The sequence below is a fragment of the Streptomyces sp. NPDC001750 genome (assembly GCF_042892615.1).
In the GTDB taxonomy this organism is placed as follows: Bacteria; Actinomycetota; Actinomycetes; order Streptomycetales; family Streptomycetaceae; genus Streptomyces.
In genome coordinates, this window is the sequence record NZ_JBIAUE010000007.1 from 233,779 (window position 1) to 252,991 (window position 19,213).

Annotated in this window: 15 protein-coding genes; 6 read left to right on the forward strand and 9 right to left on the reverse strand. The window is 71.3% G+C overall.

Translation table 11 applies throughout. The features are described from left to right. Positions 1–83: 83 nt before the first annotated feature. Both ACFYY6_RS14665 and ACFYY6_RS14670 read right to left on the reverse strand, forming a co-directional pair. Positions 84–1,160 (reverse strand): DUF4429 domain-containing protein, encoded by a 1,077-nt coding sequence (locus tag ACFYY6_RS14665; protein ID WP_351519017.1) that lies wholly within the window; start codon positions 1,158–1,160, stop codon positions 84–86. Between the two features lie 501 nt (positions 1,161–1,661). Beyond that, positions 1,662–2,021: a hypothetical protein gene (locus ACFYY6_RS14670; RefSeq protein WP_360117758.1), complete on the reverse strand. Its 360-nt coding sequence runs from the start codon at positions 2,019–2,021 to the stop codon at positions 1,662–1,664. Between the two features lie 135 nt (positions 2,022–2,156). On the opposite strand from ACFYY6_RS14670, the gene ACFYY6_RS14675 reads away from it, so the two are divergent. Further along, positions 2,157–2,708 (forward strand): GNAT family protein, encoded by a 552-nt coding sequence (locus ACFYY6_RS14675; protein ID WP_351633657.1) that lies wholly within the window; start codon positions 2,157–2,159, stop codon positions 2,706–2,708. A gap of 203 nt (positions 2,709–2,911) precedes the next feature. Here the strand turns inward: ACFYY6_RS14675 and ACFYY6_RS14680 are convergent, their stop codons facing one another. From ACFYY6_RS14680 to ACFYY6_RS14695, 4 genes are all read right to left on the reverse strand, one after another. Further along, entirely contained in the window at positions 2,912–4,078 is a 1,167-nt protein-coding gene (locus ACFYY6_RS14680; protein ID WP_351519026.1) for an acyl-CoA dehydrogenase family protein, read from the reverse strand. A gap of 65 nt (positions 4,079–4,143) precedes the next feature. Continuing rightward, positions 4,144–5,082 (reverse strand): hydroxymethylglutaryl-CoA lyase, encoded by a 939-nt coding sequence (locus tag ACFYY6_RS14685; RefSeq protein WP_351519042.1) that lies wholly within the window; start codon positions 5,080–5,082, stop codon positions 4,144–4,146. A 23-nt stretch (positions 5,083–5,105) separates the two neighbouring features. After that, positions 5,106–7,277, reverse strand: coding sequence for an acetyl-CoA carboxylase biotin carboxylase subunit (locus ACFYY6_RS14690; protein WP_389193395.1), 2,172 nt, complete (start codon positions 7,275–7,277; stop codon positions 5,106–5,108). Between the two features lie 144 nt (positions 7,278–7,421). After that, on the reverse strand, positions 7,422–9,044 hold the full coding sequence (locus ACFYY6_RS14695; RefSeq protein ID WP_351519027.1) for a carboxyl transferase domain-containing protein: 1,623 nt from the start codon (positions 9,042–9,044) through the stop codon (positions 7,422–7,424). A 162-nt stretch (positions 9,045–9,206) separates the two neighbouring features. Here ACFYY6_RS14695 and ACFYY6_RS14700 point away from each other — a divergent pair, with 162 nt between their 5' ends. Beyond that, the gene (locus tag ACFYY6_RS14700) at positions 9,207–9,824 is read left to right on the forward strand and encodes a TetR/AcrR family transcriptional regulator (RefSeq protein ID WP_351519029.1); all 618 of its coding nucleotides are present in this window, start codon (positions 9,207–9,209) and stop codon (positions 9,822–9,824) included. A 426-nt stretch (positions 9,825–10,250) separates the two neighbouring features. On the opposite strand, the gene ACFYY6_RS14705 is transcribed toward ACFYY6_RS14700, so the two are convergent. Continuing rightward, positions 10,251–11,261 carry a hypothetical protein gene (locus ACFYY6_RS14705; protein WP_351519044.1) on the reverse strand — a complete coding sequence of 337 codons (1,011 nt, stop codon included), beginning with the start codon at positions 11,259–11,261 and terminating at the stop codon, positions 10,251–10,253. Between the two features lie 149 nt (positions 11,262–11,410). Between ACFYY6_RS14705 and ACFYY6_RS14710 the strand changes: the two genes are divergently transcribed. The 4 genes from ACFYY6_RS14710 (at position 11,411) to ACFYY6_RS14725 (ending at position 16,491) form a co-directional block, all read left to right on the forward strand. Next, positions 11,411–12,067, forward strand: coding sequence for a helix-turn-helix domain-containing protein (locus ACFYY6_RS14710; RefSeq protein ID WP_351519030.1), 657 nt, complete (start codon positions 11,411–11,413; stop codon positions 12,065–12,067). A 176-nt stretch (positions 12,068–12,243) separates the two neighbouring features. Then, positions 12,244–13,728 (forward strand): glycosyltransferase, encoded by a 1,485-nt coding sequence (locus tag ACFYY6_RS14715; protein ID WP_389193317.1) that lies wholly within the window; start codon positions 12,244–12,246, stop codon positions 13,726–13,728. Between the two features lie 120 nt (positions 13,729–13,848). Next, positions 13,849–15,561: a DUF6056 family protein gene (locus ACFYY6_RS14720; RefSeq protein WP_351633646.1), complete on the forward strand. Its 1,713-nt coding sequence runs from the start codon at positions 13,849–13,851 to the stop codon at positions 15,559–15,561. Positions 15,562–15,711: 150 nt separating this feature from the next. After that, positions 15,712–16,491 (forward strand): phosphatase, encoded by a 780-nt coding sequence (locus ACFYY6_RS14725; protein ID WP_351633643.1) that lies wholly within the window; start codon positions 15,712–15,714, stop codon positions 16,489–16,491. 412 nt (positions 16,492–16,903) lie between these two features. On the opposite strand, the gene ACFYY6_RS14730 is transcribed toward ACFYY6_RS14725, so the two are convergent. Continuing rightward, the gene (locus ACFYY6_RS14730; protein WP_351519036.1) at positions 16,904–17,821 is read right to left on the reverse strand and encodes an acyl-CoA thioesterase II; all 918 of its coding nucleotides are present in this window, start codon (positions 17,819–17,821) and stop codon (positions 16,904–16,906) included. Between the two features lie 18 nt (positions 17,822–17,839). Further along, positions 17,840–18,997: an acyl-CoA dehydrogenase family protein gene (locus ACFYY6_RS14735; RefSeq protein WP_351519037.1), complete on the reverse strand. Its 1,158-nt coding sequence runs from the start codon at positions 18,995–18,997 to the stop codon at positions 17,840–17,842. Between the last annotated feature and the right edge of the window lie 216 nt (positions 18,998–19,213).

The window sequence follows — 19,213 nt, forward strand, 5'->3', positions numbered from 1 at the left end:
CGCTGACGCAACAATCCTGCCCGATATCGGGCAGAAGCGAGTGTGATTACGCTCTCGAGCGGGTCTGGAACCGGCAAGAGCGGTCAGAGGCGTTTCAGTACGGCCTGCTTGGCCGCGGTGAACTCGTCCTCGGTGAGCACCCCGCTCCGATGCAGCTCGCCGAGTTCCCGGAGTCGTCGCAACAGCACGTCGTGATCGTCGGCGGCCGGTGGCGCGTCCGGTGCGGGAGCCGGGGTCGGGGTCGCCGCGGTCGGGCCGGGGGGCGTGGCCGTGGCGGTGGCCGGGGGAGTCGCGGGGGCCTTCGAGAGCCGCGCCCCCTCGGCCGCACCGCCCTCGTCCGGACCCGCCCCGATGGCCCCCGCCGCCGTCGCCCCGATCGCCGTGCCGGATGCCGCTGCTGCCGCGCCCGGAATCGCGGCTGTGCCCGGTCCGGCGGTGTCGGGGGCCATCGCGTTCGGGAGTCTGACCAGGACCGCCGCCGCGACGAGCACCGCCGTGTACTCCTTCTTGGACAGCCCCCACAGGTCCAGCGCGTACGGGTCGTACTCGGCAGCCGGGGCCGGTGCGGAACTCAGTCCGGCCACGCCCCGGAAGAAGCGCAGATGCCCGTTCGCCAGACCGATGGACGGCATCCAGTGGACCCCGGTCACCTCCGACACCGGGAAGGCGACCGGACCGCCGGAACTCTTGACCTCCTCGGCCTTCCAGTTCCAGGTGAGCCGGACGGTCTCCCCGTCGAACGAGGCCGTGCCGTCCCCGCCGCCCCCGGCGACCGGCACCGAGGGGCCCGGCAGCAGGAAGCCGTCGGTGGGCCCGGACGGCACCTGTTCGAGCAGCAGGGCGTTGCGTACCTCCTCGACGAAGTAGTCCGCCACGCCGCCGCGGTCCTTCTCCACGGCCAGCTGATACGGATCCGCGGCGTCCTTGAGCCGGCCGTCCGCGGCGCGCAGGACCGGGCAGGCCCCGTCGCGCAGCCGCAGCCGCAGTCGGCCGCCCTTGCGGTGGGGTTCGAAGGAGATGCCCGCCACCGCCCGCAGCGGGACGGTGAGTTCGCCCAGTTCTCGCCGGACGGGGTGCACCCCCCTTCCCTGGCCGGGCACGATCCGTACCGTCTCGCCGTCGAAGGTCCATGTCCCGTCGTGCTGGGTTATCTCCGCCATGGGGCGGATTCTCTCAGGCGCGCTCAAGGGGAGGCGATCCGCGCATTGACTGTGCGTGGGGCGGGCGCCCGTCGCTCCTCCCCGCCTCCTCGGCTCGCTGCTGCTCGTCATGGCGGCCGGTGCCGGGACGCGTACAAGGCGTGGCTCGGCGCGCAGGGGCCGCGGTTCTCGGCGCTCGGCATCGACTGCTACCGGGCGCCGGAGGTGCCTTGGTCGGCGGAGTCCCCCGGGGCGGCGTAGGGGGCCTGAGGAGACTCCTGGGGATGGCGGGGGAATGCCGGGCGGCGGAGCGAGGTGGTCCTCCGGGGCGCGGAACGAGGCGTACGCCCGCGCCCCGGCGAGGCTCGTCCCGGGGCTCCCCGTACTCGTTCCGGGCCCCGGGGAGTCCCGACCGCCGGGATCTGTTCCGCGGCCGGGCAGGGGAGGAAGCCGTCGCCCGAAGGTGAATCGGTGTGATCGGTGAGCGGTCGTCGACCGCTGGCATCGGGGCCGGGGCCCGGCTCACCAGATCAGTACGCCGCCGCCCACGGACCGCGCCCGCCGGGCGGCGGCGGTGATGTTGGCGAGCCGGACCGCCACGTAGTCCTCCCAGTAGCCGCCGCGTGCGGCGAGCATCGCCGTGTGTCGCCCCAACAATGCGCATTCCGTGAGGAATTCACCGATGTCCTCCGGCTCCACGCGGAGAATGCCGTCGGCCAGCTCGGGGAAGAACCTGGCCCCGAGCGCCCGGGTGTACCCGGAGCCCCACAGGCCGGTCCGAGTGCTCTCGAACCCGGCCATGTCGCTGCCGTCCTCGGGGTCGTCGAGCAGTCGCGACGTTCCGTCCCCGTCGTAGACGAAGGTGTGCACCAGCAGTGTCATGAACCGTCCCCCGCCAACCCGTTCCCGTTCCGCCGACCGCGTCATCCTGCCTCGCGGCATGGTGTGCGTGCCCGCGCATTGATGATGTGACCGCATCAAGATCACCATTGGGCTCCACCGGAATATGATCGGCGTATGTTCGAGGGTGAATTGGTCAGGCTTCGCGCGCTGCGCGCGGAGGACGCGGAGCACCACGTCCGGTGGCGCAACGATCCGGAGGTGGTGCACTGGGCCACGGCCGGCGACCCGTGCTTCGGCCCGGTCACGGCGGAGGCCGTCGGGCTCGCCTTCGAGACCATGCTGCGGCTGAGCCCGAGGGAGTCGGCCGTTTTCACCGTGGAGGACCTGGCCGACGGCATGGTGATCGGCATGGCGGACTACCGGGACCTGGACCCGTTCGCCGGGTGTGCCACGGTCGGCATCACCATCGGCGAGCGGGACCGCTGGGGCCGCGGCCACGGCTCGGACGCGCTGCGCCTGCTGGTGGGGCACCTGTTCGGGGCGTACGGGCTGCACCGCATCGAACTCGATACCTGGAGCGGCAACGAGCGGGCCGTCCGCGCCTTCACCCGGGCGGGCTTCCGCGAGGAGGGCCGCCGCCGGGAAACCGTGCTGGTGGCGGGCAGGCGGTACGACACCGTGTTGTTCGGGATGCTCCGCGAGGAGTGGCCGGGCCTGCCGGGCTGACCGGATCAGCCGGGGTCAGCCGGTCTCCGCGCGCCTCCGTGCCGTCCGCCACGAGCCGGTTCGTGAACCCGACACGGCTCGGCCGCTCGTACCCCCGCCACCGCGTCGCCGGGGACGGGGCCGACGGCCTGACGCCCGCGCGCCGCCGTTTCCCGGGCGTTCCCGGAAGCGGCGGCGCACAGGCTCCGTGGCAGGGGGCAGGGTCAGGCCGGGAGGCCCAACTCCCTTGCGATCAGCATGCGCTGGACCTCGCTCGTGCCCTCGCCGATCTCCAGGATCTTGGAGTCGCGCCACATCCGGGCCACCGGGTACTCGTTCATGAAGCCGTAGCCGCCGTGGATCTGGGTGGCCTCGCGGGCGTTGTCCACCGCGACCGTCGAGGAGTACAGCTTCGCGATCGCCGCCTCCTTCTTGAAGGGCTCGCCCGCCGCCAGGCGGGACGCCGCGTCGCGCCAGCCGAGTCGGGCCATGTGGGCGCGGGCCTCCATGTCGGCGATCTTGAACTGGATGGCCTGGTTGGTGCCGATCGGCCGGCCGAAGGCGTGGCGCTCGTGTGCGTACTTCACCGACTCGTCCACGCAGCCCTGCGCCAGGCCCGTGGACAGGGCGGCGATGGCGATCCGGCCCTCGTCGAGGATGCGCAGGAACTGCGCGTAGCCCCGGCCCTCCTCGCCCAGCAGGTTGTCCAGCGGGACGCGGACGTCGGTGAAGGACAGTTCGCGGGTGTCCGAGGCGTTCCAGCCGACCTTGGAGTACGGGGCGGCGACGGTGAAGCCGGGGGTGCCGGACGGGACGATGATCGAGGAGATGAGCGGGGCGCCGTTCTCCTTGCGGCCGGTCACCGCCGTGACCGTGACCAGGTCCGTGATGTCCGTACCGGAGTTGGTGATGAAGCACTTCGAACCGTTGATCACCCACTCGCCGGTGGCCTCGTCGCGCACCGCCGTCGTACGCGTGCCGCCCGCGTCCGAGCCGGCCTCCGGCTCGGTCAGCCCGAACGCGCCGAGCGCCTCGCCCGCGCACAGCCTCGGCAGCCACTTCCGCTTCTGCTCCTCCGTGCCGAAGCGGTAGACCGGCATCGCGCCGAGCGACACTCCGGCCTCCAGCGTGATCGCCACGGACGAGTCGACCCGGGCCAGCTCCTCCAGGGCGATCCCGAGGGCGAGGTAGTCCCCGCCCATGCCGCCGTACTCCTCCGGGAACGGCAGCCCGAACAGACCCATCCGTCCCATCTCCCGCACGATTTCGTACGGGAACTCATGACGCTCGTAGAAGTCCCCGATCTTCGGGGCGACCACATCGTGCGCGAACTCCTCGACGGTGCGCCGCAGTTCCTCGTGCTCGGCGGTCAGCCGGTGGTCCAGGGGCATGGCAGGTCACTCCTTGTGGGCGACTGGGACGGTGCGGGGGGACAGGGGGCGTCGCATGGCGGTGGTCACCGCGCCGACAGCGCGCGGACGGTACGGGAGGGGCTGGGACGGCCCAGTCGCCCGGCGAGCCACACGCTGGTGGCGGTGAGCGCTTCGAGGTCGACCCCGGTCTCGATGCCGAGGCCGTCGAGCATCCACACGAGGTCCTCGGTGGCGAGGTTGCCGGTCGCGCTCTTCGCGTACGGGCAGCCGCCGAGGCCGCCCGCCGAGGCGTCCACGGTGGTCACCCCGTGCTGGAGAGCGGCGAGGGTGTTGGAGAGGGCCTGGCCGTACGTGTCGTGGAAGTGCACCCCGATGGTGTCGGTGCGCACGCCCTCCTCGTTCAGCTCGGACAGCAGGTCCAGTACGTGACCGGGCGTGGCCACGCCGATGGTGTCGCCCAGGGACAGCTCGTCGCAGCCCAGGTCCATCAGTGCCTTCGCGACCCGGACGACCTGGTGGACGGGGACGGGCCCCTCCCACGGGTCGCCGAAGCACATCGACAGATAGCCCCGGACGTGCACCTTGTCGTCCTTGGCGCGGGACACGACCGGCTCGAACATGGCGAGCGACTCGGCGATCGTGCGGTTGAGGTTGCGGGAGGCGAACGTCTCGGTCGCCGAGCCGAACACGGCGATGCGGCGGGCGCCGAGCGCCAGCGCCCGGTCCAGCCCGCGCTCGTTCGGCACGAGGACCGGCAGGGCCGCGCCCCCGATGTCGCGGAGCCGGGGGAACAGGTCCTCCGCGTCGGCCAGTTGGGGCACCCACTTGGGGTGCACGAAGCTGGTGGCCTCGATGGTGGTCAGGCCGGCCGCGGCGAGGCGGTGGATGAACTCCGCCTTCACCTCGGTCGGTACGACGGTCTTCTCGTTCTGGAGCCCGTCGCGGGCGCCGACCTCGTGGATGCGCACCCTGGGCGGCAGATCCTGGGCGGGCACGGTCATGGGCAGGGTGCGGGGGGTCATGCGGTCCTCCCCGGAAGTCGTGGTCATGCGTCCTCCCCGGGAGAGGTGGCGGACGCGTCGCCGGGACCGGTTTCGGCGGGGGCCACGACGGCCAGGACCTGGTCCATGGCGACCGTGGCACCGGCGGTGACGTCCAGTTCGATCACGGTCCCGGCGTGCGGGGCGGAGATGACGTGCTCCATCTTCATCGCCTCGACGACGAGCAGGCTCTGACCGGCCACGACGTCGTCCCCGACCGCCACCTTCACGACGGTGACGGTGCCCGGCATGGGGGCGGCGAGGGTGTCGGCGCCGGAACGGGCGGCCCCGGCCAGCGACGCCGCCACCGGGTCGTGGTCCTGTACGTGCCAGGTGTCGCCGTCCCGGCCCAGCCAGACCTCGTCCGGGGCCGCCGCGTAGGTGAACGCGTGGGTGACACCGGCGAGTTCGACGACGATGCGGTGCTCGGAGATCTCGACCGCCCGGGCCGTCTCCCGGCAGCCGGGCATCGGGGCGAGCGGGCCGCACGCGCCCGTCGCGGGCTCCGGCGGCTCAGCGCCCTCCCCGACATGGCCGAACGCCAGCTCGGCGCCCGTCGCACGGGTGCGCAGCGAGACCTGCACGGGGTCGCGGCCCGGCAGCCGGAAGTCGTACACGGTACGGGCCGGGGTGCCGCCCAGTCGCCAGCCGTTCGGCACCGAGAAGGGGTCCATCCAGCCGTTCGGTGACGAGGACGGGTCCACCCGGCCGTTCGGCACCGAGAACGGGCCATTCCCACCGGAGGAGTCCTTCGGGGCGTCGGGTCCGGGGGACTGCCGCAGCAGCGCCGCCGCCGCGTACACCTCCTCCGGCACGCCCTCCGGCACCAGATCGTCGACCTCGCGCTCCACCAGGCCGGTGTCCAGTTCGCCCGCCGCCACCGCCGGGTGGGCGAGCAGACGGCGCAGGAAGCCGGCGTTCGTCGGGACGCCGAGGATCACCGTGTCCGCGAGCGCGGCGCGCAGCCGACGCAGCGCGGCGGCGCGGTCGGGCCCGTACGCGATGACCTTCGACAGCATCGGGTCGTACAGGCTGCCGACCTCGCCGCCCGCGCGCAGCCCGGAGTCCGTGCGCACGCCGTCGCCCTGCGGCTCGTGCAGTGCGAGGACCGTGCCGCCGGACGGCAGGAAGCCGCGGGACGGGTCCTCGGCACAGATCCGGGCCTCGATCGCGTGGCCGGTGAGAGTGATGTCCCGCTGCTCGTACGGAAGTTGCTCGCCCGCAGCGATCCGCAGCTGCCACTCCACCAGGTCGAGTCCGGTGATCAGCTCGGTGACGGGGTGCTCGACCTGGAGGCGGGTGTTCATCTCCATGAAGCAGTACGCGGCCGGGTCGTCGCCCGGGACGATGAACTCGACCGTGCCCGCGCCGACGTAGCCGCAGGAACGGGCCGCCTGGACGGCCGCCTCGCCCATCGCCGCCCGGGTCTCCTCGTCGAGCAGAACGGACGGCGCCTCCTCGATGATCTTCTGGTGGCGGCGCTGGAGGGAGCACTCGCGCTCGCCGAGGTGGACCACGTTGCCGTGGGTGTCGGCCAGCACCTGGATCTCGATGTGCCGGGGCCGGTCGATCCACCGCTCCACGAGCAGGGTGTCGTCGCCGAACGAGGCGCGGGCCTCGCGCCGGGCGGCGGCGATCTCGTCCGCGAGCAGCGCCTCGTCACGCACCAGCCGCATGCCCTTGCCGCCGCCGCCCGCCGAGGGCTTCAGCAGCACGGGGGTGCCGATCTCCCGTGCCGAGGCGACCAGTTGGGCGTCGGTCAGTCCGGTACCGGAGGAGCCCGGTACCACCGGAACCCCGGCTGCCGCGACCGTCTCCTTGGCCCGGATCTTGTCGCCCATCAGCGAGATGGCGTCGGCGGGTGGGCCGATGAAGACCAGCCCCGCCTCCGCGCAGGACCGCGCGAAGCCCGCGTTCTCGGCGAGGAACCCGTACCCGGGGTGGACGGCCTGGGCGCCGGTGCGGCGGGCGGCGTCCAGCAGCGCGGGCACGCTCAGGTAGCTCATGGCGGCGGGCGCGGGGCCGATCCGTACCGCCGTGTCGGCCTCCCGCACATGGCGGGCGTCCGCGTCCGCGTCGCTGAACACGGCGACCGAGCGGACGCCGAGGGCGCGCAGCGTACGGATGACCCGTACCGCGATCTCGCCGCGGTTGGCGACGAGAACGGTGTCGAACATCGTCATCTGTTCCTCACATCGCATCCGGAGGTCATCTGCTGCACATCGCACCTGGGGGTCATCCGCACCTCGCGTCCGGAGGGCATCCGCTCCCCATCTCTTCCGGAGGTCATCCGTTCCTCACTCATGGAAGGCATCCCTTCCTCACATCCGGAAGACGCCGAAGCCGGGCGCTGCGGGGTCCTTTTGGGGAAGCGGAGCGTTTGCGCACGCGGTCAGGGCGAGCCCCAGTACCTGCCGGGTCTCCGTCGGGTCGATCACACCGTCGTCCCAGAGCCGGGCCGTGGCGTAGTAGGCGTTGCCCTGGGTCTCGTACTGTTCGCGGATCGGGGCCTTGAACGCCTCCTCGTCCGCCGCGCTCCAGTCGTCGCCCAGCTGGTCGCGCTTGACCGTGGCGAGGACGGAGGCGGCCTGCTCGCCGCCCATGACGGAGATCTTCGCGTTGGGCCACATCCACAGGAAGCGGGGGGAGTAGGCCCGGCCGCACATGGAGTAGTTGCCCGCCCCGTACGAGCCGCCGACCACCACCGTCAGCTTCGGTACGCGGGTGCAGGCGACCGCCGTCACCATCTTCGCGCCGTGCTTGGCGATGCCGCCGGCCTCGTAGTCGCGCCCCACCATGAAGCCCGAGATGTTCTGGAGGAAGACCAGCGGAATGCCGCGCTGGTCGCACAGCTCGATGAAGTGGGCGCCCTTCTGGGCGGACTCGGAGAACAGGATGCCGTTGTTGGCGACGATCCCGACCGGGTGGCCGTGGATGTGGGCGAAGCCGGTGACCAGCGTCGTGCCGTACTCCGCCTTGAACTCGGCGAACCGTGAGCCGTCCACCACTCGGGCGATCACCTCGCGCACGTCGTACGGCGTGCGCGAATCGACGGGGACGGCCCCGTACAGCCCGGCGGGATCCGCCTTCGGCTCCTCGACCGGCCGCACCGGCCACGGCAGCGCCCCGCGCCGCGGCAGCGTGGAGACGATGTTCCGCACGATCCGCAACGCGTGCGCGTCGTCCTCGGCGAGATGGTCGGTCACGCCGGACGTACGGGAGTGCACCTCGCCGCCGCCCAGTTCCTCCGCGGTCACGACCTCGCCGGTCGCCGCCTTCACCAGCGGCGGGCCGCCCAGGAAGATCGTGCCCTGGTTCCGTACGATCACGGCCTCGTCGCTCATCGCGGGGACGTATGCCCCGCCCGCCGTGCACGAGCCCATGACGGCGGCGATCTGCGGAATGCCCGCCCCCGACATCCGGGCCTGGTTGTAGAAGATCCGGCCGAAGTGCTCCCGGTCCGGAAAGACCTCGTCCTGCATCGGCAGGAAGGCGCCGCCGGAGTCGACGAGGTACAGGCAGGGGAGACGGTTCTCCAGCGCGACCTCCTGCGCGCGCAGGTGTTTCTTCACCGTCATCGGGTAGTACGTGCCGCCCTTGACGGTCGCGTCGTTGGCGACGATCACGCACTCCCGGCCGCTGACCCGGCCGATCCCCGCGATCACCCCGGCCGCCGGGGCGGCACCCCCGTACAGCCCCTCGGCCGCCAGCGGGGCCAGCTCCAGGAACGGGGAGCCCGGATCGAGCAGGGTGTCCACCCGGTCGCGGGGCAGCAGCTTGCCGCGCGCCACGTGCCGGGCACGGGCCCGCTCGCCCCCGCCCAGCCTGGCCGTGGCGAGCCGCGCGCGCAGCTCGTCGGTGAGCGCGAGATGCGCCGCCTCGTTGGCCTGCCAGGTCTCGGAGGCGGGATCCGCCGCGCTCACCAGCACCGGTGCCTGCTGCATCGTGTCGAGCCCCCTTGCCCGTACCGCTCGCTGTCCGTACCGCTGTCCACTGTTGTCCGTACGGCCGGCCACTGCCGTCGCGCGGTCGAGTTGTTAATGACCGTTAACGTCTCTCGCCTTCAGGTTAACGAGCGCTAACAGGGTTGTCTAGAATGAATCCTCATGAGCACCAACGCCGCCGCCCGCGTCGCGGCCCCCACCCGCCGCGAGCAGATCCTCAAGGAGGCCGCCCGCCTCTTCGCCGAGCGCGGCTTCCACGGCGTCGGCGTCGACGAGATAGGGGCCGCCGTCGGCATCAGCGGGCCGGGCCTCTACCGGCACTTCCCCGGCAAGGACGCGATGCTCGCCGAACTGCTGGTCGGCATCAGCGAGCGACTGCTGGCCGGCGGGCGGCTGCGGGTGTCGGAGGACGCGGCCCGCGCGGACGGCTCCCCGCGGGCCCTGCTGGACGCGCTCATCGAGGGGCACATCGACTTCGCCCTCGACGACCGCCCCCTCATCACCCTGCACGACCGTGAGCTGGACCGCCTCCGGGACGCCGACCGCAAGCGGGTCCGCCAGCTCCAGCGGCAGTACGTCGAGGTGTGGGTGGACGTCGTCCGCGAGCTGTACCCGGACCTTCCCGAGCACGAGGCGCGCGCCGCCGTCCACGCCGTCTTCGGTCTGCTGAACTCGACCCCGCACCTGGGGCGCCCCGACGCGCGGCCGGACCGCGCGGACACGGCTGCGCTGCTGCAGCGACTGGCGCGCGGTGCGTTCGAGGCAGCGGCCTGTCGCTAGTGCTGTGGCCGGGAAGGTTTGCCGGGTGGCTCGCGGCGTCCGGTGCGGTGCATCGCAAGGCGGAGCATCGTCCGCGTACTGGACGTACGCGGGTGATGCGACAACACCGCGAGGTGCCGTGCCGGGCATCGCGAGCCGGTGAACCTTCCCGGCCACAGCACTAGTGCTGTGGCCGGAATGGTTCGCCGGGAAGCAGCGGCGTCCGGTGCGGCGCGTCGCAAGGCGGAGGATCGCCCTCGTGCTGGACGTACTCGGGTGATGCGACAACGCGGAGAAATGCCGTGCCGGGCGTCGCGAGCCGGTGAACCCTTCCGGCCACAGCACCAGGTGTATTGAAGACCTGCGTTGCGCGGCCCCTTCCGTCTGCTCGGGGTCTGCACCACGGCGCAGTGCAGAGCCCGAGCCGTGGTCACCGTGCGCGGCCTGTCACCTCCGATACCGCTGCGCCACTGCCGTGAAGGCGGCCTTGGGTTCCCATTCCATGTCGGCGTAGGTCTGTCCCCGGCATCCTTCGAGGAGTTTGACGATGCCCAGGCCGGCCCGGTCCAAGTCGTCCCTGGGGTCGCCGTCCGGGCGGTGCGGGTAGCCGGGCAAGGCGAACAAGAACACGAACGCGCTGTCCACGCCCTCGGTCTCGAAGATCTCCAGTAGTTCGCTCAGATATGCGGCCTGGCCGGCCTCGTCACGCTCGTATATACCGTTCAGCCGTACGGGGGCCTTGGTCTCCGGGTCGTACTCGACCACTTCCAGCACCCGCCCACCGCGGTCTCCCGCGCCGCGGTAGGCCGCGGTGCCGAACCCGGTGATGGCGAGCGGCTTCGGGCCTTGGGTCAGGGTGCGCACCGCGTCCCGGAACCGGTCGGCGACCTCGGCGGAGCGGATCAGCTCGAACGTCACAATGTCGAAGGGAGTCCAGTCGACCTGCTCGAACTGGATGGACGCGTAGGTGAGCCCGCCCTGGAAGCGCTCGCGGACCGTGGCCGCGGCCTCGCGGAGGAATGCGTTGATGCGCACGCCGAGCTCGCGCATCGCTTCGGCCCGCCGCTCGGGTGGGCTCATCAGCCGCTCGACCCGCTCCTCGGGGCTCTCCCCGGGCAGGAACCCGCGGTTCATCACGCTCAGCTCGACCCCTGCGACGAACACGACTGTGGCCCCCTGCTGCCGGAGCCGTTCCGCACGCTCGGCGCAGTCGCGGAAGAGCATGAGGATCCGCTCCGGATCCAGCTCCAGCGGATAGGGCGAGAACCAGACCTCCATGCCGAGCTCGGCGGCGGCACCGGCGGCCAGCTCCAGTCGGTCCGGGTCGCCGCCGATGATCTGGACCGCGTTGCAGTGCAGGTCGTCGCGGATGATGGCGAGCTCGCGCCGGACCACCGCGGGGTCGAAGTGCTCGCGGGATATCTGGCCGTGCACGACGAATCCGGTGTCGTAGGTCATTCCTCTTGCTCGCACGGCGATGTCCTCTCTGTCGGTCTCGGTCAGGTCGAGGCTGACAGGAAAAGTGCGTGCCAGCAAGTTTGTGCTGCGATTAATTTTGCGCTGACGCAACTTTGTGCGTACGTAGCCCTGTGTGGAACGCTGACGCCGTGACGACACCACCACCAGGGCTGCGGGAGCGGAAGAAGCAGGCCACGCGCGAGGCGCTACGCGAGGCGGCCCTGCGCCTGGCCGTGGAGCGCGGACCCGACCAGGTGCGGGTCGAGGACATCGCTGCGGCGGCCGGGGTCTCGCCGCGCACCTACAACAACTACTTCGCCAGCCGCGAGCAGGCGATCGTCTCTGCTGTCACCGCGGACCGGGAGGCGCGCATCGCGGCGGCGGTCGCGGCCCGGCCCGCAGGAGTGCGCCTGGCCGACGCCGTCACCGAAGCAGTGGTCGAGCAGTACACGAACACCGGCGAGCGCGAACACAAGGCGCTGCTGCTGATCACCACGCAGACCGCACTGCGTGACGCGTTCCTCGATGCCGCCGCCGGCATCGAGCCTCCTCTCGCGGCGGTGATCGCCGAACGCCTAGGTGACGCCGGAGCGCACACAGCCCGAGTTCTCGCGGCGAGCGTGGCCGCGGCGGTTCGCATCGCGTTGGAGGGCTGGCTCCGGCCGGCCGGGAACGCGGAGGCCGCCGAGAGTTTCGCCGCCGGAGGACTGGTCATGCCCTCCGGCTCGCTGCCCGACCAGCTCCGCATGGCGCTGGCCCCGCTCGCGCCCGCGTTCGACGCCGCCGAGCAACACACCCAGCCGTGAAGCCGACCGTGCTTCCGGCTCCGGGGGCGCCCTGAATATATGAATTGATGCGGCGGAGCGGAGGTCATTCCTCAAATTCCCTTTCCTTTTTCTTCGCGGGCTCCGTCGCTCAGGTGTCGCGATGATCCCCAGGCATATGGTTTGAGCTGTCCCGCCACGCCTGATGGGGAATTTGAATGAAAACATGTCAGGTTTCGGTCGTTGTCCCCTGTTTCAATGAGGACGAGGTGATCGACGCATTTCATCGCGCGCTCGTCTGCGCCCTCGACTCGACCCGTCGGACCTTCGAGATCTGTTATGTCGACGACGGCAGCAGCGATCGCACCAGACTCAGGATCGGTTCGCTCGCCACCGCCGACCGGCGGGTCCGCTACACGTCCTTCAGTCGCAATTTCGGCAAGGAGGCGGCCATGCTCGCGGGGCTGCGCATGTCCCGCGGCGACTCCGTCGTCCTCATGGACGCAGACCTCCAGCACCCGCCCGAATTGCTGCCGCGCATGCTGGAACTGCGGCGCTGCGGCTACGACCAGGTCGTCGCACGACGGGACCGTACGGGGGAGAGCGCCCTGCGCACCCTCCTCAGCTCCGTCTACTACAAGGCCATGGGCCGGTGCATGGATGTCGAGGTCGTGGACGGGGAAGGCGATTTCAGGCTGCTGTCGCGCGACGCCGTGGACGCCGTGCTCGCGATGCCCGAGACGAACCGGTTCTCCAAGGGGATCTTCTCCTGGATCGGCTTCGACACGGTCAGCTTCACCTACCAGAACATGCAGCGTGCGGCGGGACGCTCGAAGTGGGGCGGCAGGCGGCTGTTCAACTACGGGATCGACGGGCTGATCTCGTTCAACAGCCGCCCGCTGCGCCTGGCCATCCACGCCGGTCTCGCGCTCGCGCTCACGGCATTGGGATACGCCGTGTGGATCATCGCCGAGGTGGCCCTGCACGGCGTCGTCGTGCCCGGCTACACCACCCTGCTGACCACCGTCGTCGCCCTCGGTGGAATCCAGCTCGCGACGCTCGGCGTCATCGGCGAATACGTGGGGCGCATTTACTGCGAGACGAAACGCCGTCCGCACTACGTGGTGAGTGAAACGAACGATACGGCGAAGGCGAGGGCACTTCCGCGGGTCGACGGACGGCGGGCGGACGGCCGCCCGGGGCCGCCGGCCACCGCGGCCGAGCGGTCACGTGCGCGGCCGTCCGGGGCGACCGCGATCGGCGCATCCAGATTCCGTACGTTGCGCCAGTTCATCGCATTCGTGGCGATCGGCTTCATCAATACGGCGGTATATCTGGCGGTGTACGTCTCGCTGAACAATTGGATTCCCTATCTGGCCGCGCACGTCGTCGGATACATGATCAGCGTTCTGGGTTCGTTCCTGCTCAACTCGTACATCACCTGCCGGACGAAGCCGACCTTGCAGGCCCTCTTCCGGTATCCGCTGTCGAGCGTCGTCAATCTCGTGCTCACCGGGACGCTGCTCTACATCGGCGTGAGTCATCTGGGTCTGGGCAAGAACGTCGCCGCCCTCGCCGCGGGAATCCTCGCCACGCCGTTCTCGTTCCTCCTCGCCCGATGGGCCATCGACACCGGCGCGGACCTGGCCCGTCGACGTACTACCGCACCGGCCGGGAGCCGCGCCGGACACACCGCGCCCTGAGCCTCCGTGCCGTCCGCGAACCCCTAGCGCACGACACACAGACACCCGCATCGCGACACGGACACGCGTGGCGACAGAGACACGCATGGCGTGAGCCCCGTACGGAAGGTCCCAGCGCACATGACCGCGGAAACGCCGAAGACCGCCGACGACGACGAGCGACGGAGTGGCGGGGGTCCGACCCGCCCGGACGGCGGCGCGGAAGCCGCCCCGGACTCCGGGACCACCCCCGACGCCGGGAGCGCCCCGGACTCCGACCGTGTGGGCCGGTGCGTGACGAACCGGATCCCGGTCCGGGCGCTGACGTTGCTCACCCTCCTGCCGGTCGCCCTGCTCGGCACGGCCTTCTGGATCGGCCGCCTGGTCCGTCCGGGCGCGGACGACTGGTGCTTCCTCCCGGTCGTGCGCGACGAGGGCGCCGCCGGGATGATCGCGAAGTTCTACCTCCAGGACAACGGACGGGTCGCCAACGCGCTGCTCGTCGTCGCGTACGGAGCCTTCGGCGTCGCCGGACACCAGTGGTTCGCCCTGGTCAGCGGAGTGGTCATGCTGGGCGTCCTCTGGGCACTGGTCGCCTCCGCGCTCGGCAGGGCCCGGCTGACCGCGCCCCGCGGCCTCGCCCTGCTGGTGGCGGCGATGGCCACGGCCGTCTTCCTCCTGGCCACATCGAACACGTACAAGGTGTTCTACTGGCCCGCCTCCTCCGTCTCGCACACCGTCTCACCGGTCCTGGCCTGCGCCGCCGTGATTCCGCTGCTGCGGGCGCGAACCCGCCGGGGGTGGGGCTTCGCGCTGGGCGTCGCGCTCGTGGCCGGGGTCTTCATCGGCACGTTGTCGGAGGAGACCGCGGTCGTCGTCCTCGTTCTTCTCGCAGCTGTCCTGCTGCTCAGTCTCCGGACGGTTCCGGGGCCCACCCGTACCCGTACCCGCGTCTGGTGCGGGGTCGCCGTCGCCGGGGTCGTGATCGGGGCGGCCGTTCTGTACCTGTCACCGGGCGCGCGCACCCGCCGCGAACGGTTCGGCGCCGACTCCACCACCATGCTCGGCCCGCAGGCGCTGGGCGACGCGCTGCGGTCCTTCGCCGACATCCTGGGAACGGTCCTCACGACGTGGCAGTACCTGGGGGCGGTCGCGGTCGGTGTGCTGCTGGGACTGCTGGTACGCCGCGACGGACGGCGGAGGGACGGACGCGGGACGGAGGGGCCGGGCACGGACGGGCCGGGGACGGACGGGCGACGGGCGGAGGGGCCGGGAACGGACGGGTTGGAGATGGACGGGCCGGGGACGGACGGGCTCCTGGGACGTCGCCCTCTCGTCCTCCTGCTCGTCGGCTTCCTCGCCTTCCTGGTCGCCGGATACCTCTGCACCGTCGTCGCCCGCCCCGCCTTCGGGACGAGCGTGGCGCTCGCGCCCCGCGTCTGGGGCGACTTCCTGCTGCTCTACGTGCTGCTCCTGGTGTGGGCCGGAGCTCTGCTGGGGCGGGCGCTGCTGAGGCGTGCGCGGCGCTCGGGCCGACGCGCGAGGGGCGCGCGCACGGTGACGGTACCGACGGCGGTCGCGGCGGCCCTGTGCGCGCTGACCTGCGTCGGGCTCGCCGTCCCGCTCTTTCGGCTGGAACAGCAGATGGACGTACGTGCCCAGCGCTGGGACCGCCAGGACCGTTCACTGCGGGAGGGAGCGGCGCGCGGGGCCCGAGTGCTGCCGTACACGCCGGTGTCGGTCAGCGGGATGGGGGAGCCGTTCGGCGGCAACGGGAAGAGGCTGTGGCCGGGGCAGTGCGTCGCCCGGTACTACCACCTGGAGAGGATCACGTACTCGACGCGGCTTCCCTGAGTGCACCTTCCCGGAGCCGAGCCCGGCCGACGCCCGGTTCGGCGGGTGCGGGAGGGCGCGGCAAGGGCCGACGGAGGAGGGCGGAGGAGGACCGGCCCTGTCACAGCAAGAGCCCGGCACACTGCGCACACCTGACGGCACAATGGGTTCATGCCGATACCCAGACGTGCCGCCCTTGTCGAACACCTCGTCCGTACGCGCATCGCCGGAGACGTCGCCACACCCCGCGACAACAATCTCTCCCATTACCGCAAGCTCGCCAACGGCGACCGTCACTACTGGCTGGGCCTGGAACTCGGCGACCGGTGGTGCGACGAGCAGGACGTGCTGGCCGTGATGGCCGAGCGCTGCGGGGTCAGCGACGACCCGGAGCACCGGTTCGGGCAGGACACCATCGACCCGGAGCTGACCGTCGGCGCCCTGGAGCGGATGGCGGCACGGCTGCGGAAGGCGGCGGAGGCTTCGGAACGGGTGCTGTTCGCGACCGGGCACCCGGGCGGCCTCCTCGACGTGCACCGGCAGACCGCGCACGCGCTGCGGGCCGCCGGATGCGAGATCGTACGGATTCCGTCGGGGCTGGTGGCCGACGAGGGCATGGTGTTCCAGTTCGCGGACGTGGCGGTGCAGGAGCGGGGCGCGACGCTCTGGCACACCCATTCGCCCGCCCCGATGGCCGCGATCCTGGACGGTCTGGAACGGGAGGGCCGCCCGCTGCCCGACCTGGTGGTGGCCGACCACGGCTGGGCGGGGTGCGCGGGGCAGCGGGGGCTGGACGCGGTGGGGTACGCGGACTGCAACGACCCGGCGCTGTTCCTCGGAGAGGCGGAGGGGACGCTCCAGGTGGTCGTGCCGCTGGACGACCACGTGCTGGATCCCCGCTTCTACGACCCGCTCACGGACTATCTCCTGGACGCGGCAGGACTGCTCTGAAACGGGCGCCGGACGGGAGCGCGACGCTTCCGGCGCCGGTCCGGCTCGTCCCCGACCGGCGGAACGGTCGGGGACGGCGGACGGAGGGCCCCTGGAACGATCGGGGGGAGGGACCCGTCGGCGAGAGGGGCCCTTGGATCAGTCCGTCGTCCGGCGCAGGACCAAGGAGACTCGTCGTGGAGCGGGAACTTGATGGGGTGATGGGTGTGGGCGATCGCGGAGATCTGTTCACGATTCATCGGCGCAGCGTGCCAGGGCCGTGCCCGCTGCACATGCGCATTTCGGCACCGGCCGACGTTCGGCACCGGCCGTTGCGGGGCTGCGCGCGGGCCGGTACGGGCGGCACCGAGCGGCGGCACGGTGGCGGCCCCGCACGGGCACGGGCCGGCGCCGGGGTCGGCCCGTGCCCCGGTCACCGGGGTACCCGGACCACGCCCTCCTGGATCACCGTGATCGCCAGTCGGCCGTCCCGCGTGTAGATACGGGCCTGGCCGAGGCCGCGCCCGCCGGACGCGGACGGCGACTCCTGGTCGTACAGCAGCCACTCGTCGGCCCGGAACGGCCGGTGGAACCACATGGCGTGGTCCAGGCTCGCCCCGACCACGTCACCGACCGCCCAGCCCCCGCGCCCGTGCGCGAGCAGTACCGAGTCCAGCAGCGTCATGTCGGAGACGTACGTCGCCATGCAGACGTGCAGCAGCGGGTCGTCGTCGAGCTTGCCGTTGGTGCGGAACCACACCTGCGAGCGGGGCTCGCGAGGCTGCCCGACCGTGGCGAACGGCGGCTCGTCCACGTACCGGAGATCGACCGCGGCACGCGCCTCGATCAGCCGGTCCACCACCCCCGGATCGCTGAAGCGGTCCGCGTACCGGGGCAGCATCTCCTCGGCCGTCGGCAGCGTCTCCGGGTCCGGGGCCGGCAGCATCGGAGCCTGGTGCTCCAGCCCCTCCTCGTACCTCTGGAACGATGCCGAGAGGTGGAAGATCGGCTGCCCGTGCTGGACGGCGACGACGCGGCGGGTGGTGAAGGAACGCCCGTCCCGGATGCGGTCGACGTCATAGACGATCGGCGCGCCCGGATCGCCCGGCCGCAGGAAGTACGCGTGCAGGGAGTGGGCGGCCGGGACCGCGAGCCCCTGACCGGAGGACGGGTCGGAACCGCTCGTTCCGTCGCCGGGGACGGTACGGCCCGCGGCCACCAGGGCCTGGGCCGCGACCTGGCCGCCGAAGACCCGGGGGATGACCGCGGAACGGCTCGTGCCCCGGAAGATGTCCCGCTCGATCTGCTCCAGGTCGAGCAGATCGAGCAGGGAGTCGAGTGCCGTGCTCATCGAAGGAACGCGCCCGTCCTACAGGCCCATGGACTTGGCGATGATCGACTTCATGACCTCGTTGGTGCCGCCGTAGATGCGGTTGACCCGGTTGTCCGCGTAGAGGCGGGCGATCGGGTACTCGTTCATGTAGCCGTAGCCGCCGTGGAGCTGGAGGCAGCGGTCGATGACGCGGTGCGCGACCTCGGTGCAGAACAGCTTGGCGGACGCGGCCTCGGCGGCGGTCAGCTCACCGGCGTCCAGAGCCTCCAGCGCGCGGTCGGCGACGGCCTCGGCGGCGTCCACCTCGGCCTGGCAGGCGGCCAGTTCGAACTTGGTGTTCTGGAAGGACGCGACCGTCTTGCCGAAGACCGTGCGCTCCTGCACGTACTGCTTGGCGAACGCGACGGCGGCCTTGGCCTGCGCGTACGCGCCGTAGGCGATGCCCCAGCGCTCGGACGGCAGGTTCTGGCCGAGGTAGTAGAAGCCCTTGTTCTCCTCGCCGAGGAGGTCCTCGGTGGGCACCTTCACATCGACGAACGCCAGCTCGGCGGTGTCGGACGTGCGCAGGCCGAGCTTGTCGAGCTTGCGGCCGATGGAGTAGCCCTCGGACTTGGTGTCGACGGCGAACAGGGAGATGCCGAAGCGGCGGTCCTCGGCGGTCGGCGCGGAGGTCCGGGCGCAGACGATCACGCGGTCGGCGTGGACACCGCCCGTGATGAACGTCTTGGACCCGTTGAGCACGTAGTGCGTGCCGTCGTCCGAGAGCTTGGCGGTGGTCTTCATGCCCGCGAGGTCGGAGCCGGTGCCCGGCTCGGTCATCGCGAGGGCCCACATCTCCTCACCGGAGACGAACTTCGGCAGGTAGCGCTTCTTCTGGTCCTCGGTGGCCAGCATCTTGATGTACGGCAGGGCGAGCAGCACGTGCACACCGGAACCGCCGAAGTTGACGCCCGCGCGGGCGGTCTCCTCGTACTGGATGGCCTCGAACTTGTGCGTCTCCAGACCGGCGCCGCCGAACTCCTCCGGCACGTTGATGCCGAACAGGCCCAGCTCGGCGAGCTTGCCGTAGAGCTCGCGCGGCACGATGCCCTGCTGGAACCACTCGTCGTAGTGGGGGACGACCTCGGCCTCGATGAAGGCGCGTATGGTCTCCCGGAACGCCTCGTGGTCCTCGTCGAATACCGTACGGCGCACGGGTGCCTCCTTGATCAGCTGCGGGCGGGTTCGGCCGGCCCCGGTTGGCTTCGGTCCGCTGTGAGCGGGGCTTCTGCCGGACTGGCTAAGCGCTTGCTCAGATAATGTCAGAAGTTACCCGGCGGTCACTGCCGCTGTCCAGAGCCGTCCGTCCGGGACCGGTGGTCGGCGCCCGGATCCGTGAGCCGGGCGGCCCCGAGGGCCGGGCGGACCGCG

Bases quoted from the DNA above. Each gene is read 5' to 3' on its own strand.
- ACFYY6_RS14665 (WP_351519017.1), bottom strand. From the start codon at position 1,160: ATGGCGGAGATAACCCAGCACGACGGGACATGGACCTTCGACGGCGAG.
- ACFYY6_RS14670 (WP_360117758.1), bottom strand. From the start codon at position 2,021: ATGACACTGCTGGTGCACACCTTCGTCTACGACGGGGACGGAACGTCG.
- ACFYY6_RS14675 (WP_351633657.1), top strand. From the start codon at position 2,157: ATGTTCGAGGGTGAATTGGTCAGGCTTCGCGCGCTGCGCGCGGAGGAC.
- ACFYY6_RS14680 (WP_351519026.1), bottom strand. From the start codon at position 4,078: ATGCCCCTGGACCACCGGCTGACCGCCGAGCACGAGGAACTGCGGCGC.
- ACFYY6_RS14685 (WP_351519042.1), bottom strand. From the start codon at position 5,082: ATGACCCCCCGCACCCTGCCCATGACCGTGCCCGCCCAGGATCTGCCG.
- ACFYY6_RS14690 (WP_389193395.1), bottom strand. From the start codon at position 7,277: ATGTTCGACACCGTTCTCGTCGCCAACCGCGGCGAGATCGCGGTACGG.
- ACFYY6_RS14695 (WP_351519027.1), bottom strand. From the start codon at position 9,044: ATGCAGCAGGCACCGGTGCTGGTGAGCGCGGCGGATCCCGCCTCCGAG.
- ACFYY6_RS14700 (WP_351519029.1), top strand. From the start codon at position 9,207: ATGAGCACCAACGCCGCCGCCCGCGTCGCGGCCCCCACCCGCCGCGAG.
- ACFYY6_RS14705 (WP_351519044.1), bottom strand. From the start codon at position 11,261: ATGACCTACGACACCGGATTCGTCGTGCACGGCCAGATATCCCGCGAG.
- ACFYY6_RS14715 (WP_389193317.1), top strand. From the start codon at position 12,244: ATGAAAACATGTCAGGTTTCGGTCGTTGTCCCCTGTTTCAATGAGGAC.
- ACFYY6_RS14720 (WP_351633646.1), top strand. From the start codon at position 13,849: ATGACCGCGGAAACGCCGAAGACCGCCGACGACGACGAGCGACGGAGT.
- ACFYY6_RS14725 (WP_351633643.1), top strand. From the start codon at position 15,712: ATGCCGATACCCAGACGTGCCGCCCTTGTCGAACACCTCGTCCGTACG.
- ACFYY6_RS14730 (WP_351519036.1), bottom strand. From the start codon at position 17,821: ATGAGCACGGCACTCGACTCCCTGCTCGATCTGCTCGACCTGGAGCAG.